At 62.0% G+C, this 14,860-nt stretch carries 12 protein-coding genes and 1 pseudogene; 8 read left to right on the forward strand and 5 right to left on the reverse strand.

Features of this window, described 5'->3' with window-relative positions; genetic code table 11:
* The first annotated feature begins 36 nt into the window (after positions 1-36).
* The 3 genes from ACB030_RS02620 (at position 37) to ACB030_RS02630 (ending at position 4,315) form a co-directional block, all read left to right on the forward strand.
* Complete coding sequence (locus tag ACB030_RS02620) at positions 37-1,272, forward strand: hypothetical protein (RefSeq protein WP_371157933.1); 1,236 nt, start codon at positions 37-39, stop codon at positions 1,270-1,272.
* 77 nt (positions 1,273-1,349) lie between these two features.
* Entirely contained in the window at positions 1,350-2,996 is a 1,647-nt protein-coding gene (locus ACB030_RS02625) for a hypothetical protein (RefSeq protein WP_371157800.1), read from the forward strand.
* 116 nt (positions 2,997-3,112) lie between these two features.
* Positions 3,113-4,315 (forward strand): Bcr/CflA family multidrug efflux MFS transporter, encoded by a 1,203-nt coding sequence (locus tag ACB030_RS02630; RefSeq protein ID WP_371157802.1) that lies wholly within the window; start codon positions 3,113-3,115, stop codon positions 4,313-4,315.
* 82 nt (positions 4,316-4,397) lie between these two features.
* On the opposite strand, the gene ACB030_RS02635 is transcribed toward ACB030_RS02630, so the two are convergent.
* The 4 genes and pseudogenes from ACB030_RS02635 to ACB030_RS02650 all read right to left on the reverse strand — a co-directional run bounded on the left by ACB030_RS02635 (position 4,398) and on the right by ACB030_RS02650 (position 7,282).
* Positions 4,398-4,964 (reverse strand): pyridoxamine 5'-phosphate oxidase family protein, encoded by a 567-nt coding sequence (locus tag ACB030_RS02635; protein WP_371157804.1) that lies wholly within the window; start codon positions 4,962-4,964, stop codon positions 4,398-4,400.
* 29 nt (positions 4,965-4,993) lie between these two features.
* Positions 4,994-6,421 carry a sodium:proton antiporter NhaD gene (nhaD, locus tag ACB030_RS02640; protein WP_371157806.1) on the reverse strand — a complete coding sequence of 476 codons (1,428 nt, stop codon included), beginning with the start codon at positions 6,419-6,421 and terminating at the stop codon, positions 4,994-4,996.
* A 254-nt stretch (positions 6,422-6,675) separates the two neighbouring features.
* Positions 6,676-6,768, reverse strand: a pseudogene (locus tag ACB030_RS02645) (DUF4357 domain-containing protein); the annotation flags it as partial.
* Between the two features lie 40 nt (positions 6,769-6,808).
* Positions 6,809-7,282, reverse strand: coding sequence for a DUF4357 domain-containing protein (locus ACB030_RS02650; protein ID WP_371157808.1), 474 nt, complete (start codon positions 7,280-7,282; stop codon positions 6,809-6,811).
* A gap of 152 nt (positions 7,283-7,434) precedes the next feature.
* Here ACB030_RS02650 and ACB030_RS02655 point away from each other — a divergent pair, with 152 nt between their 5' ends.
* The 5 genes from ACB030_RS02655 (at position 7,435) to kwaB (ending at position 13,791) form a co-directional block, all read left to right on the forward strand.
* On the forward strand, positions 7,435-8,109 hold the full coding sequence (locus ACB030_RS02655; protein WP_371157810.1) for an ABC transporter ATP-binding protein: 675 nt from the start codon (positions 7,435-7,437) through the stop codon (positions 8,107-8,109).
* Between the two features lie 21 nt (positions 8,110-8,130).
* Positions 8,131-10,563 carry an FtsX-like permease family protein gene (locus ACB030_RS02660; RefSeq protein ID WP_371157812.1) on the forward strand — a complete coding sequence of 811 codons (2,433 nt, stop codon included), beginning with the start codon at positions 8,131-8,133 and terminating at the stop codon, positions 10,561-10,563.
* A gap of 185 nt (positions 10,564-10,748) precedes the next feature.
* Positions 10,749-11,789 carry a lipocalin-like domain-containing protein gene (locus ACB030_RS02665; protein WP_371157935.1) on the forward strand — a complete coding sequence of 347 codons (1,041 nt, stop codon included), beginning with the start codon at positions 10,749-10,751 and terminating at the stop codon, positions 11,787-11,789.
* Positions 11,790-12,232: 443 nt separating this feature from the next.
* A complete protein-coding gene (gene kwaA / locus ACB030_RS02670; protein WP_139436083.1) occupies positions 12,233-12,820 on the forward strand; it encodes an anti-phage protein KwaA in 588 nt (195 codons plus the stop codon).
* Positions 12,817-13,791 carry an anti-phage protein KwaB gene (kwaB, locus tag ACB030_RS02675; protein WP_139436081.1) on the forward strand — a complete coding sequence of 325 codons (975 nt, stop codon included), beginning with the start codon at positions 12,817-12,819 and terminating at the stop codon, positions 13,789-13,791. The genes kwaA and kwaB overlap by 4 nt, the downstream gene beginning before the upstream one ends.
* A 193-nt stretch (positions 13,792-13,984) precedes the next feature.
* On the opposite strand, the gene ACB030_RS02680 is transcribed toward kwaB, so the two are convergent.
* Positions 13,985-14,773: an alpha/beta fold hydrolase gene (locus ACB030_RS02680; RefSeq protein WP_371157814.1), complete on the reverse strand. Its 789-nt coding sequence runs from the start codon at positions 14,771-14,773 to the stop codon at positions 13,985-13,987.
* Between the last annotated feature and the right edge of the window lie 87 nt (positions 14,774-14,860).

Here is a 14,860-nt window from a genome sequence, read left to right on the forward strand (position 1 = left end):
CGACCCTACTGGCTGATCCTGCTGCAACTGGTCTGGATGGGCTGGCTATTTACCTTCCCGGTGGCCCTCGACTCCGACGATGCCCTCAATTTCGCCCACGGGGTGATACGCTTCAGCGTGCTGGAGTTCTCCCCCCATTTTCCGGGCTACCCCGCCTTTATCTGGCTGGCGCGGCTTATCAATCTGGCGGTAGACGACCCGGCCCGCGCGGTGCAATGGGCCAGCCTGCTCGGCACAGCGCTGATAGCGCCCCTCGCCGCCTGGCTGGCGGTGAAACTATGGCAACGGCCAAGCCTGCTGGCGCCAGTCTGGCTGCTGGTGCTGGCCCTGCCGCTCACCCCGGCCCTGGCGCTCTCCGGCCTCTCGGATGGGCCGGCGCTGGCCGCCTGGCTCGGGGCGCTGCTGGCCTTGCAGCATCGCAAAACGGCGCTGGCGGGTCTGCTGCTTGGATTGCTGCTGGCGCTGCGCCCCTCCTACTTTGTGCTGGCCCTGCTGCCCCTTTGGCTGGGGATAGAGCAGAAGGGAACGCGCTTAAGGTTTGTGCTCCCCATCACTCTGGTGGGGCTTATCTGCCTGCTCTTTGTCTGGCAGGCCGATGGCTGGGCCTATTTTGCCGAGGGGCGACGCTTTACCGACGGCCACTTCACCCTCTGGGGCAACACGGCGGCGGCCCACGGCGACCGGCTGCTGAGCTGGGCACGCACCTTCAATGAGCAGCTCACCCCGCTCTGGCCCCTGCCGATGGGGGCACTGCTGGTACTGCCGCTCTGGCAAAGATCAAAAGGCCAAGCCACCGCCCTCTCGCCGCTCTGGCCCCTCTACTGGCTCGCCCTGCTGCTCTGGACCCTGTTTGGCCAGAACCCGGACAATCCCCGCCATCTGGCGCCCATTACCCTGCTCGGTATAGTGCTGCTGGCAGGTTGGCTGCCACGCCGTGGCGAGGTGCTGGTCGCGGTGGCCGGATTGTTGCTGCTCGGCGCGACCTTCACCCAGCCCAGTCCGCCCGCCATGGTGCAGGCGGCCAGACTTGCAGAAAAAACCTGCCCGGCCCTGGTGACCCAATGGGGAGTGAGGCTGCTTAGGGAAACCACCACCCTGCCGGTCACCGATGGCTGGTATCAGGGGGATGCCGCCCTTGCGCTCACCCAGGGGGCCTGCCGCCTCAGCCGCCGCCCCATAGCGCAGAGCGAGATGCCGCTCCCCCACCAAGCGTACTGGTTTGCCCCCCGCTTTGGCGCCGAACCCGGCCTCTGGCTCGCCATCCCGCGCTGACATCTGGCCCAAACGCGTCGCTGCGCCAGCTGACTCGTCTACACTCACTGCGCATGGGCGTGGCAGGGAGAGGATGCATGAAGGGAGGCAAGGAGTGGGCACTGGTGCCCCTGGTTCTGGCGCTGGCCAGTGCGCTCCTGGTGCTGCCTGTCTGGCTGCAGGGGGGCACTCAGGGGCACGATCTGTTCCACCACCTGCTCTCCGGCCACTATTTTGCCCGCCAGCTGTGGCAGGGTGAGCTCTATCCCCGCTGGCTGATGGCCATGAATGGCGGCTTTGGCAGCCCCACCTTCTTCTTCTATCCCCCGCTCCCCTACTACGTCAGCGCCCTCTTTGCCGGCCCCGGTGCCCCCGCCCAGCAGGCCATCTACCCCCTGCTCGGCAGCGCCACCCTGGCGCTGCTGCTCTCGGGCACGTTCGCCTATCTGTGGCTGCGCGCCACCACGCCCCCGGGCCGAGCCCTGGCGGTCAGCCTGCTCTACCTGATCCTGCCCTATCACCTGGCCATGGATCTCTATGCCCGCTTCGCCCTGGCGGAGTTCTGGGCCTTCGCCTGGGCACCGCTGATCCTGCTTGGCCAGGATCTCGCCCATCGCGGCCTGCGCCAGGGCCTGCCCCTGCTGATCCTGGGGCTGGCGCTGCTGGCCTTCTCCCACCTGCCCAGCCTGCTGCTGATGATGGGGCTGGTCAGCGTGCGCGCCCTCTGGTTCGCCTGGCGATCCCGCACCCTGGCGCCCTGCTGGATAGCCCTGGGGGCCCAGGGGCTGGGGCTCTGCATGGCGGCGGCCCTGCTGCTGCCCGCCCTGGCGGATCAGGGGGCCATCTCCATGGAGCTGATGCGCGGCGGCATGTTCGACTTTAGGCGCAACTTCCTCGACCGTTTGCCCTCGGGCTGGGGGGACTGGCGTTTTCGCGGCCACCTGGCGTGGCAGAGCCTGCTGACCCTGGCCCTGCTGCTCATCGCCTGGGCCGCAGCCCGCGAGCCGCGCCACCCCGAGCTCCTGTGCTGGGGGGCGCTCGGGGTGGGTGCCTTCCTGATGATGCTGCCCCTGAGCCAGCCCCTCTGGAGCCTGCTGCCCCCCCTGCAACGGGTGCAGTTTCCCTGGCGGCTCAATCTCATCCTCACCCTGGCCACCATCGCCGTGGTGGCGCTCGGCACCCCCACTCACCGCCCCTGGCAGTGGCTCTGGTGGGGAACACTCCTGCTGACCCTGATCACCACCCTCACCTATGTCCGCCACGCCCCCCTCACCCAGGCCCCCACCCGAGAGGCCATGGCCCTCGAGTTCGACAGCAAGCGCAGCGCCCGGGAGTACAGGCCAAGACAGGTGCCGGGGGGGATGTTCGCCCCCACCCTGCTCGCCTGGAAGGACGAGTTCCAGCCCCCGGTGAGCGCCGATCCCCCGGGCGCCAGCTGGACAGTGCACCACTGGCAGCCCAGGGCCCTGACCCTGGCGGTGACGGCGGCCGTGCCGACCCGGCTGGTCCTGCACCAGTATGATTACCCCGGCTGGCAGGCCTGGCTCGACGAGCGCCTGATGCTGACGGTGGGCGCCAATCACCAGGGCCTGATGCAGCTCTGGGTGCCGGCGGGCAGCCACAGCCTCACCCTCAGACTGACGGTGCGCTGGCCCGAGCGGGCAGGCAATGCCCTCTCCCTGCTCGGGTGGCTGGGCTGGCTGCTGCTTCTGTGCCACCACAGGGCAAGGCGTCCGGTGCGCTGATCCCTTGGCAGATCTGACCTCAGGGCCTGGGCCAGGATAGACCTGCTCAAGCCTGCCAAAGCTGATAGACTCAGCACTTGCCCCTTTTCCCGGCCCTGCCACGACTCGGATACCCTATGCCTCAAGCCACGACCCTCTCTCCCCGCTTCCTGTTCATCCTGCTCGGCGCCCTGGCGGGCCTGACCCCGCTCGCGGTGGACATGTACCTGCCCGCCATTCCGGCCATCGCCCGGGACTTGGCCACCAGCATAGACGGGGCCCAGCTCACCATCAGCGCCTTCCTCGGCGGCTTCGCCATTGGCCAGCTGTTCTACGGGCCGCTCGCCGACAGCTTTGGCCGCAAGCCGGTGATCCTGGCGGGGCTGACGATGTTCGCCGTGGCCTCGGTGGGCTGCGCCATGGCGGACTCCCTGCCGGAGCTGCTGGCCTGGCGCATGTTGCAGGCCGCCGGCGGGGCGGCGGGATCCGTGGTGGTCAATGCCCTGCTGCGGGATCTGTTCGAAAAGGATGCGTTTTCGCGGGCCATGTCCTTCGTCATCCTGGTGATGACGCTGGCGCCCCTGGTGGCCCCCGTGGTGGGCGGTTACATCAGCGCCCACAGCGATTGGCGGGTGATCTTCTGGCTGCTGGTGGGAGTGAGCCTGCTCATCTGCGTGGTGATGCAGTGGAAGATAGAGGAGACCCTCAAACCCGAACACAAGCAGCCCCTCAGGCTAGGCCAGGTGCTGCGCAACTACTGGGGCGTGCTCTCCCACCGCGGCGCCATGGGCTATGTGCTGTGCGGCGCCCTGTCGAGCTCCGGCATGTTTGCCTTTATCAGCGCCTCCCCTTATGTCTATATCGAGTATTTCAAGGTGCCGACCGAGCACTACGGCTGGCTCTTTGGCCTCAATATCCTGCTGATGATGGTGGTCACCTTCGCCAACAGCCGTCTGGTGAAGGGGGTGGGCGCCGAGCGCATGTTGCAGTACGGCCTGACGGTGCTGCCGCTCGCCGGGGGCCTGCTCATCTACAACGCCTGGAGCCAGACCGGGGGCCTGTGGGGCATCGTCATCCCCGTGGTGCTCTTCGTCGGCCACATCAGTCTGGTGGGGGCCAACGCCATGACCGGCCTGATGGGTCACTTCCCCCAGTCGGCGGGCACCGCCTCGGCGCTGGCGGGCACCCTTCGCTTTGGCATAGGCGCCGTGGTGGGGATCCTGGTCAACCTCAAGGCGCCTGAGTCGCCACTGCCCATGGCCATCGCCATCGCCGCCTGCGGCCTGGGCTCGGCGCTCTGCTACTGGCTGCTCACCGGCAAGCGTGCCAGGGTGGCCTGACCATCCCTTCGGCTCACCGCTATGCCGACACGAAAAAGCCCTGTCCACCGGACAGGGCTTTTTGCATCAGGGTTCGCGGCCCTCAGGCGTCTGCCTCGAGGCCGCTGCGGGCCAGGATCTCGCTCTCCACGCCATCCAGGCTCAGCTGATTCTTCTTGCGCCAGTAGGTCTCTATGCCCTCCTTGCCCTGGCGCGCCGACCAATTGGCGAGATCCTCCCTGTCCCCCTGATAGTCAAACAGGGGCACCGACATGCCGCAGGAGGTCTGAACCCGTTCAATGTCGAGCAGGAAGATCTGGCGGGCCGCCACGCTGGCCGGGAAGCGCGCCAACGCAGCCTCCCAGTCCGGGTCACCCCGGTGCAGCACCCGCGCCTGACCATAGGCCCGCAGTATCATGGGCGCCCCCTCGAAGGCGCAAAACATCACCGTCATGCGCGGGTTCTGCAGCACATGGGCCGCCGACTCGTTGCCGCTGCCGGTCAGGTTGAGCCAGGCCAGGGTATGGGCATCGAGAATGCGCAACGAATCCCCGCCCTTGGGAGAGAGGTTGACCGTGCCCTCCCCCGCCGCCGTGCCGACAAAATAGATCTTCTGCGCCTCGATAAAGGCCACGTGGCGCGGCGAAAGCGCCTCGAACAGTTGTCCCATAGTCCCTTCCCCTGCAGTGTCAATCGCGCTCAGAACAGGGCACTGTTGAGCCACAGATGCGCCCCTATGCTGACCATATAGCCAAGCAAAATGGCAGGCAACCACTTGAGATGGCCGAGGAAGGTGTACATGCCACGGGCCTGCCCCATCAGGGCCACCCCGGCGGCGGAGCCGATGGAGAGCAGGCTGCCCCCCACCCCTGTGGTCAGGGTCACCAGCAGCCACTGCCCCGTGCTCATCTGCGGCTCCATCGACAGCACGGCAAACATCACCGGGATGTTGTCGATGACGGAGGAGAGCAGGCCGATGACCACGTTGGCCTGGGTCGGATCGCCCCCCAGATAAAGCAGCTGAGACGCCAGCGCCAGATACCCCATGAAGCCGAGCCCGCCGACGCACATCACCACCCCGTAGAAGAAGAGCAGGGTGTCCCACTCCGCCTTGGCAATCTTGTTGAACACGTCGAACGGCACTATGGAGCCGAGGCGCAGCAGGCGTGCATGATCGCCGGTGCGCTCAAAGAGGGCGCGCTCCCGCGCCAGGATGCCGCGCTGCGTCTTGCGCAGGTAGAAGCCGAAAAATTGCAGATAGCCCAGCCCCGTCATCATGCCGAGCACCGGGGGCAGGTGCAGGAAGTGATGGCAGGCGACGGCGGTCCCTATGGTGAGGAGGAAGAGCAGCACTATGGTGGCGGCCCCGCGCCTGAGCACCACCTCCTCATCGAGCACCCTGGGGGCATGGCGCGGCACCATCAGGCTCATCAGGGCGGCCGGGATCAGGAAGTTGAGCAGGGCGGGGATGAAGAGCACGAAGAACTGGCCGAAGGGCACCTTGCCCGCCTGCCACACCATCAGGGTGGTGATGTCGCCGAAGGGGCTGAAGGCGCCGCCGGCATTGGCCGCCACCACGATGTTGATGCAGGCCAGGTTGATGAAGCGGCGATCCCCGTTGGCCACATTGAGCACCACTGTACACATCAGGAGCGCCGTGGTGAGGTTGTCCACCACGGGGGAGATGAAGAAGGCCAGCCACCCGGTGAGCCAGAACAGGGTGCGCAGGCTGAGCCCGGCCCGCACCAGACGGGCGCGCAGGGCGGCAAACAGCAGCCTGTCCTCCATGGCGTTGATATAGGTCATGGCCACCAGCAGGAACAGCATCAGCTCGGCATATTCCAGCAGGTTCTGCCGAAACCCCTCGTGGGCCAAAGGGCTCTGCCCCGCGTCGGCATAGACGACGCCAATGGCTATCCAGATGATGCCGGCGGCGATCAGCACCGGCTTGGATTTTCGCAGCTTCAGGTACTCTTCGGCCATCACCAGGAGGTAGGCCAGCACGAAGATGGCGAGGGCGAATACACCGACGCCACTGTGTGTCAGGGCAAGGGGGCCCTCGGCCAGGGCGGGGCCGCAGAACAGGCAGAGCCCGGACAAGAGGGCAAGGCGTGAGGATCCAGACATGAGTGCGCGTCTCTTGAGAACCGTCTGGCATTGAGGCTAGCAGCGGACAGGGAAGTCACCGCCATCCCGACCCGGATGTCGAGCCACCCGCCTCGGCCGGGCAGGCGGCGCGGCTCAGGGGATATCAGGGGGATTTTTTGCCAAAACCGGATTGCTTGAGGGTATAGCCAGCGCTGTTTTGCCAGGCATCCAATCCGCTTCTGTTGTTGCCCGCCGCCCGCCTAGGCCGGGCAGGCGGCGCGGCTCAGGGGACGTCAGGGTGTTTTCTTGCCGAAACCGGATTGCTTGAGGGTATAGCCGGCGCTGTTTTGCCAGGCATCCAGCCCGCTTCTGTTGTTGCCCGCCACCCGCCTCGGCCGGGCAGGCGGCGTGGCTGTCTCAGAGGCATCAGGGGGATTTTTTGCCAAAGCCGGATTGCTTGAGGGTGTAGCCGGCGCTGTTTTGCCAAGCATCCAGCCCGCTTCTGTTGTTGCCCGCCACCAGACTGGCGGCCAGGCTCGGGCTGTTGAACAGCTGATCGGCGCTGAACATGAAGCCCCCCTCGGCTCGGGGGATGAGCACCCCCTTGGCCAGCAGCTCCTGGCGCAGCTCGATCACCGCCTCGCGCAGGGAGGCGGCATCTTCCCCGTTGGCGGTGGAGCCCGCCTGCACCATGAAGCCGGGATTCTGGCGCTTGCCCACCGGATAGCCATGGGCCTCGGCACCCTTGCCGTTGAAGTGGTAGAGCTCGCGCTCGCCGGGCTTGTTGTCGGAGAGCGCCTTCTGCAGGGTCATCAGCTCGTTGTAGATATCGATGGGAACCACGGCAGCCTGCTTGGCCCCCTTGCTGTCGACGATAAAACTGACTTGCTTGTGTAACATCCTTGCTCATCCTGTGACCCATGGAGGCCCCTATTCTAACCACCTCTGGCGAGCGGGATCCAGCAAGGATCCTCATCCCTTTTGCAGGCGCGATCACTAACTGGCATAGTGACTGACATTGTGAAAGCCATTGGCCATCAACCGGTTATCCCATGCTGAACCTGCGCAACCTCAGTAAACGCTTCGCCAGCGGCGGCGAGACGCTCCCCCTGTTTGAGGGGCTGGATCTCAAGCTCGCCCCGGGGGAAACCTGTCTGCTGCTGGGGCAGAGCGGCTGTGGCAAGTCCACCCTGCTGAGCCTCATCGCCGGCCTCATTGCCCCGGACGAGGGGGAGATCTGGCTGGGGGAGACCCGGCTCGACACCCAGTCCCCGGACGAACGGGCCCGTTTGCGGGGCCGGCATTTTGGCATCGTCTATCAGGACTTCAACCTGCTGCCGACCCTCACTGTGCTGGAAAACCTCTGCCTGCCGCTTGAGATAAACCACCTGCCCCGCGACATGGCACACCTCGATACCCTGCTGGAGCGCCTTGGCATGAGTCACAAGCGCCACGCCTGGCCGGAGCAGCTCTCCGGCGGCCAGCGCCAGCGGGTGGCCCTGGCCCGGGCCCTGGTTCACCGGCCCCAGTGGCTGCTCGCTGACGAGCCCACCGGCAGCCTCGATGAACACAACGCCGAGCAGGTGATGGGGCTGATGATGGCTGCGGTGCGGGACACCGGCGCAGGCCTCTTGCTGGTGAGCCACAACCCGGGCTATGGCGCCCTGGCGGATCGGGTGCTGCGCCTGGAAGGGGGGCAGTTGCTCGAGGCCAGACCCCATGGGTGACGCCCGCCGCAAGGATGCATCATGCTGCCGCTGAAGGCGCTGCTTCGCCTCTATCGCGCCCACCCCTGGCTGCTGCTGATGAGCCTGGCGGGGCTTATGCTGGGGGTCACCCTGGTGGTGGCCATCGAGCTTTTGAACCACAGCGCCCGCACCAATTTCGTCGCCGCCCGCAGCCAGCTTGCGGGGGAAGCGAACTACCGCCTGGCCCCGAGCGGCGGCCTGGATGAGCAGCTCTATGTGACGCTGGTGCGAAGCCAGCCGGGTCTGGATGCCATGCCCCAGCTGCACGCCTGGCTCAAGGACCAGCAGGGACGCAGCTTCCAGCTGCTGGGGATGGATCTCTTCAACCCGGGCCCCCTGCGCCGACTCTTTGGCGAGCAACCGGGGCGCGAGCCCGACTTCACCCTGAGCCGCGCCGACAGCGTCTGGCTCTCGGCCCCCGAGGCAAGGCGCCTTGACTGGCAACCGGGCCAGTCGCGGGCCTTTATGCTGGGCACGGACGGTGAGCGAGCCCGTACGCTCACCCTCACTCTCGCGGGCACCTTCGAGCCGGGTGCCGTTCCCATGGAGCGACTGCTGGTGACCGACATAGGTCTCGCTCAATCGCTGCTTGGCAAGGCCGGAAGGCTGGATCGCATCGTCTTCAAGTTAAGCGATGCAGAGGCCAATACCTTGCAAAGCGCCTTGCAGGCCGCGCAGGGAGCCGAGTTCCCCGCTCAGCCGCTCTGGCTCGAGCCCATCAGCCCGGCCCTCGATGCCAGCCAACTCGGGGATGCCCTGGCCCTCAACCTCAGCGCCCTCTCCCTGCTCGCCATGGCGGTGGGATTGTTTTTGGTGTTCAACGCCCAGCGCTTCGTGCAGAGCGTGCGCCGCCCCCAGCTCGCCCAGCTCATCATCCTGGGGATGCCCCCAAGCCGGGTACTCCGCTGGCTGGCTCTGGAGCTCTCCATCCTCGCCACTCTAGGCACCCTGCTCGGGCTGCTGCTCGGCAGCCTGCTGGCGCTGGCCCTCATGGGGCAGCTCACCCAGGCGCTGGCCGATCTCTATGGCCCCAATCCCATCGACCTGCTGCGCCTCTCCCCCGCAAGCCTTATCAAGGCGCTGCTGATAGGCCTGGCTGGCACCCTTGCCGCCAACCTCCCCGGCTGGTGGCAGTTGCTGCGCCAATCCCCTCTTGAACTGCGGGAGGGCAACAGCCGCCCGCCGACTCACCCCTGGCAACGTCGGGGGCTGGCCATCGCCATACTGCTGCTCTGCGCCCTCTGCCTCTTGTTGCCGCAGACCGGCCTGGGAGGCGCCCTCTTCGTGGCCGGGGGCTGGCTGCTCGCCATGGCGCTCGCCCTGCCGGATGCCCTGCGCGCGCTGCTGGGCCGGCTGCGCGGGCACGGCCCCCTCAGCGTCCGGCTCGGGGTGGCCGAGACCCAATACCATCTGGATCGCACCGCCATCGCAGTGATGGCGCTACAGCTTGCCATCGCCGCGGCCATCGGCATCGGGGTCATGGTGTCGAGCTTTCGCTCGAGCGTGGAGATCTGGCTCGGCCAGCGGCTCGCCGCCGACCTCTATGTCAGCGCCCCCAAGGGGGTGGCAGGCAGCAGAGGCCAGCTGAGCGAGCAGAGCCTGACCGCCATACTCGCCGAGCCAGATGTGCGTGCCGCCTCCCGCCGCGCCGTGCATCCCGCCCGCTGGCAGGGGCAGCCCATCGAGTGGGCGCAGATGGACTTTATCCCCGAGCTCAAGGCCGCCTACCCGCTGCTCGCCGGGCGCTGGCCCGCAACGCCCGACGAGGTGCTGGCGAGCGAACCGCTCACTGTGCGCCTCGGGGTCAGGGTGGGCCAGATACTTGATGTAACAAGCGAAGGGGGGCCAAGGGCCCTCACCGTCACCGGGGTCTATCAGGATTACGGCAGCGACAAGGGGCAGATACTGCACGCCTTCGAAGGGGGGGCGGTGCAATCCCTTGCCCTCTTCAGCGCGGACCCCGAGGGCCTAAGCGATCGGCTGCGAGCGCGCCTTGGCGAGCGGGTGAACCTGCTGCCCGCCCCCGCCATCCACGCCGCGGCGCTTAAGGTGTTCGATCAGACCTTCGTGGTGACCGAGCTATTGAAACTGCTCATCCTCGGCATCGCCTTCGTCGGCATCGGCTCCGCCTTTATGGTGCTGGGGCTGGCCAGGCGCGGGGAGTTGCAGACCTTGCAGAGCTTAGGGATTGGCCCCCGCCACTGCCGCCGCCTGCTGGTGTGGCAGGGGGCGGGATTGGGGCTGCTCACGGCGCTGCTGGCCCTGCCGGTGGGCTATGGCCTGGCCTGGGTGCTGATTGAAGTGGTCAACCCCCGCGCCTTTGGCTGGCGCCTCGCCTTCGAGGCCGCCCCGCTGCACGCCGTCACGGCGCTCTTGCTGGCGCCGGTGTGCGGGGCACTCGCCTCCTGGTATGCCGCAAGGAGAGTGGTATGAAATATCGGTTACCGCACTGGCTCGGCCATGGCTTGACGCTCCCATGGACCACATCCCTGTCACCACTCTTGATTCAGCGCAGAGAAGCGCATAGAGCTGCCGCGAACCATCCCCTCTCCCTTCGGGAGAGGGCCAGGGTGAGGGGAATCTTGTCCTCTTTACGGACCCTGTGGCTCGCAGCCCTCTTGATCCCGCTTATTGCCATGAGCGGCAACGCGCAGGCCAGCGATCTGGGGAGCATCCTTGGCGGCGGCAGCGATCAGTTCAAGAAGGCCCTGCCGGGCCAGCCCATCAGACTGCCCACGGATCACGGCGCCCACCCCGACTACAGATCCGAGTGGTGGTATCTCACCGGCAACCTCAAGGACGAGCAGGGGCGCGACTACGGCCTGCAGTGGACCCTGTTTCGCCAGGGTATCGAGCAGCAGATCACATCTGACAACCCCTGGCTCAGCCCCCAGCTCTGGCTGGCCCAGTTCGCCATCACGGATCTCGCCCGTGGCACTCACCGCCAGGATGAGCGTACCAGCCGCCAGGGGCCTGGGCTCGCCGGCGCCAGCGGCGGCGAGTATTGGCTGAAAGAGTGGGTACTCGCCTCTGAAGGAGAATCGCTCTTTCCCGCCACCCTCAAGGTGCAGAGCAAGATGGGTGAGCTGAACCTCAGGGTGAGCGCCGCCAAGCCGGTGGTGCTGCAAGGCAAAGCGGGTTACAGCGAGAAGAGCCCGGGCAACGCCTCCTTCTACTACTCCTACCCGCGCCTGACGCTTAGCGGCACCTTGACCCTGGAGGGGGAGACCCGCAATGTCACGGGCCAGGGCTGGTTCGATCACGAGTGGAGCAGCTCGGTATTGGCCCAGTGGCAGTCGGGCTGGGACTGGTTCTCCCTGCAACTTGTCGATGGCCGCGAGCTGATGCTGTTTCGCCTGCGCACCAAGGAAGGTCGTCCCGAACCCGAGAACCGCTACGGCATACTGATTGAGCGGGATGGCAGCAGCCGTGTGCTCGCCCCCGAATCCATCGTCCTCACCCCCGGCAAGACCTGGCACGGCCCCAAGGGCCAGCCCTACCCCGTCGAGTGGCAGCTTAAGGCCGGTGATTTGAATCTCGTTATCAAAGCACGTCAACCCAATCAGGCCATGACGGGGCGTTTTGACTACTGGGAGGGGGCGGTGACTGTGGAGGGCGATGCAACAGGGCTGGGCTATCTGGAGATGACGGGGTATTGAGCCCGGGCCCACCCCGTTTCTTCGCTGCGTCTATTTTTTTGTATTCCGGGGCGAAGTCTGCTCCCCATTACAAATGCGGCGGCTGTAGAGTGCGAAAGCAATACCCTCATAACCGCCAGCTTTAAACCACCTCCCCCTTCCGGATTTCTGATCTCCATCAAAGTAACGCGTAAATCCCCCGCCTTGGTAAAACGTTTCGCTCAACAACGGGATAGACACTTGGTACCCTACTCATCCGGCCCTCATAGCCCCAAAGGCAGCCAAGGAGCGCCTATGGTTTGCCCCTTCTCAATCCGGTTAAGCGCAGCACACAGGGAGCTGAAACCCCGTGCGGTAGCCACCCTATTTTCCGGCAGACGAGAACGTAGGACAACAATAAGAAAAGCATATGGCCCTCTCTCCAAACCAGCATAATGGTTAATATTATCGTGTGGGAAATATCAATGAAGCTTGATGAAATAGTGAAGAAGTTTGAGCTCTATATAGTATCACTATGGTTACTATTTTTTCTCATAATCGTTGTTACTGCAGACATTCCTATATGTTTCGGAAATGATTGTACATTTATTGGCTTTAGTTCATTGATTTCAAGAAACGTCATCCCTTTAATTTCATTGTTATTTTTATTAATCGGTGTGTTTTCATACTTAAGATTTGACTATAGAATTTCCGGAAGTAAAAAAATCCCCTCAAGAATTGATAAAATAGAAGATCTAAACTATGAGCATTTGACATTTCTCACAACATATATAATTCCATTAATTTGCTTTAATTTATCCAACGCTAGGTACGTGTTTGCTTTGGCTTTCTTATTAGTGGTGATCGGCATAATCTATGTGAAAACTGATAAGTTTTATGCAAATCCAACCTTAGCTGTTCTTGGCTACAGACTATATAAAGTAACCATAACAACGCGAACAAAAACAAGCGAGAACATTGTAGTAATTACAAAAGAACGACTAACTGAGGCCGATCAAATAAGAATAATCGATCTCGATGATAAGGTTTGTTTTGCAAGGAAAATAAAATGACAATAGAAGTTCTTAAGAAAGGTGTATCTTCCATCATCAGCGCAGCTGGATGTTCGGCTGAATTTTTCTTTTTGTTTGATGATAAAAGCAACATGAGAGTTAAGTCCGTCGATATCAACGACACTGACCATAAAGAGCTAGAGAAAATCTTCATAAAATCAATTACCGATACATTGCTTTTGAATGATGATTTAACGCTAATTTCACTTTCTAGTGCAGATGATAGAAAAGATGCCGTCTATCATTACGATTTAGATGACGTGCCAGTGGGCCTTACATATCTCAAGGAGATTATTGATAATGAAAACATTGATAATTTTGAATTAGCTAATGATGATCTATCAACACTTGAAGGAATTCTTATTCTCATTGGAAATCAAGACTCACAGGTGGCTTTATATAAACACCAATATCCTGTGACTTTGATGAAACCGGATAGCGGCTTCAGTTTAATGAAACCAAAAGGGAATAATAGATTCAAGAAATTAGACACCGACATACTAAAAATCAGTTCTAAGTTTGAATTCATTAAATATGATAACAAATATTACATTTTTGACATTAAAGCCCTAGAAAGATTTTTCGGTTTCCACGAAGCGGTTAAAAACATTGCGACAAAAGGTGTTGAAAACATAAAAAATACAGAAATCGTTATGGATTGCGAGGTATTTAACGCACGATTAGATGAAATATCCTTCGCAAGGAAGTTAGTTAAATCCGCTAACAACTCTCCTGTTTTAAATGTAATACCTAACTCACAAATAATTAGCTTCACCCAAAATCATCCTGCTTTGAAAGGTAAGTTCAAATACAGCACGGATGGACTTCAACTAAATTTAAAAACGAAAAAATCACAGGATTTATTCTTGAAGTTACTAAATGATGATTTCCTTCAATCAGAATTAACTAAGAAATATTACGACAGCATTGCAAAAGATAGCGTTGACATTAAAGAGGACAGCGCAGCATAGGCTCGAATAGCGAAGCGTATTCAAACGTTCGTGGTTTTATTAATTAAACAATTCCAGCCCTGAGATAATATTCGGGGCTTGTATCTATTTATACCTGATAACGGAAATCAAATCCTGTCACAACGAAGCATCCTGATGCTGGGCTTCGCTAAGCTCAGCATCAACCTACGCCCAACCTTCCCCATTAAATGGCTTATGCCGCGACCGTCTGGCTGGAGATAAACGCCAACGACTGCCGGTTGAAGTGCTCCGGCTGCTCCACGTTGCAGACATGGCCGCAGTTTTCGATGATCTCGAGCTGGCTGTAGGGGTCGCGGGCGACCTGCTCGCGCACCGGGGCGATAAACATATGGTCCTCCTCCCCCATCAGGTAGAGGGTGGGAATGGGCAGGGCGCGCTCCTTGAAGTAGCGCATCAGGGGGTTGACCTCGGTGGCGAGGCGGAACCAGCGTTTGAACTCCTTCTGGCAGAGCTTTCTGGCCTCGCGCACGAAGAGGTTGCGGGACTCCTGATGGTGCTGGCGCGGCATGATGATGAAGGCGAACAAGCGGTAGAGCCACATGTAGGGCAGTATGTGCTGGCCGACCCGGCCAAGCTGCACCAGCACCCGGGAGCGGATGTCGAGGCGCAGTATGGCGCCGCCGAGCACCATGCTCTTGACCCGCTCCGGGCAGAGCTCGGCCAGGTGGCGAATGAGGATGGTACCAAGGGAGATGCCGACAAAATGGGCGCGGGGAATGCGCAGGTGATCGAGCAGCCGCAGTATGTCCTCGGTCACGGCCCGAAAGCTGTAGTGCCCCTTGACCACCTGTTGCAACTGGTTGGATTGGCCGTGGCCGCGAAGATCCAGCAGCAGCACGTTGAAGTGCTCCCGGTAGGCCCGCAGTTGCTTGAACCAGATGGAGGAGCTGCCGCCGGCACCGTGCACGAACACCACCCAATCCCGATCGGGGCCCAGCTCAAAGGTCTTGTGGTACAACATCTTATGGGCTCCCGGGGGGTTGGGGGATATACTCGGCGGGCATATTAACAGAAGGGGCGCCCCGCTGAATATGCTGCCACCCATCAT

This window comes from Aeromonas sp. S16(2024) (assembly GCF_041403065.1).
Classification (GTDB): Bacteria; Pseudomonadota; Gammaproteobacteria; order Enterobacterales; family Aeromonadaceae; genus Aeromonas.

Bases quoted from the DNA above. Each gene is read 5' to 3' on its own strand.
- ACB030_RS02650 (WP_371157808.1), bottom strand. From the start codon at position 7,282: ATGTTACACAAGCAAGTCAGTTTTATCGTCGACAGCAAGGGGGCCAAG.
- nhaD (WP_371157806.1), bottom strand. From the start codon at position 6,421: ATGTCTGGATCCTCACGCCTTGCCCTCTTGTCCGGGCTCTGCCTGTTC.
- ACB030_RS02635 (WP_371157804.1), bottom strand. From the start codon at position 4,964: ATGGGACAACTGTTCGAGGCGCTTTCGCCGCGCCACGTGGCCTTTATC.
- ACB030_RS02630 (WP_371157802.1), top strand. From the start codon at position 3,113: ATGCCTCAAGCCACGACCCTCTCTCCCCGCTTCCTGTTCATCCTGCTC.
- ACB030_RS02625 (WP_371157800.1), top strand. From the start codon at position 1,350: ATGAAGGGAGGCAAGGAGTGGGCACTGGTGCCCCTGGTTCTGGCGCTG.
- ACB030_RS02660 (WP_371157812.1), top strand. From the start codon at position 8,131: ATGCTGCCGCTGAAGGCGCTGCTTCGCCTCTATCGCGCCCACCCCTGG.
- kwaA (WP_139436083.1), top strand. From the start codon at position 12,233: ATGAAGCTTGATGAAATAGTGAAGAAGTTTGAGCTCTATATAGTATCA.
- ACB030_RS02620 (WP_371157933.1), top strand. From the start codon at position 37: ATGGGCTGGCTATTTACCTTCCCGGTGGCCCTCGACTCCGACGATGCC.
- kwaB (WP_139436081.1), top strand. From the start codon at position 12,817: ATGACAATAGAAGTTCTTAAGAAAGGTGTATCTTCCATCATCAGCGCA.
- ACB030_RS02655 (WP_371157810.1), top strand. From the start codon at position 7,435: ATGCTGAACCTGCGCAACCTCAGTAAACGCTTCGCCAGCGGCGGCGAG.
- ACB030_RS02680 (WP_371157814.1), bottom strand. From the start codon at position 14,773: ATGTTGTACCACAAGACCTTTGAGCTGGGCCCCGATCGGGATTGGGTG.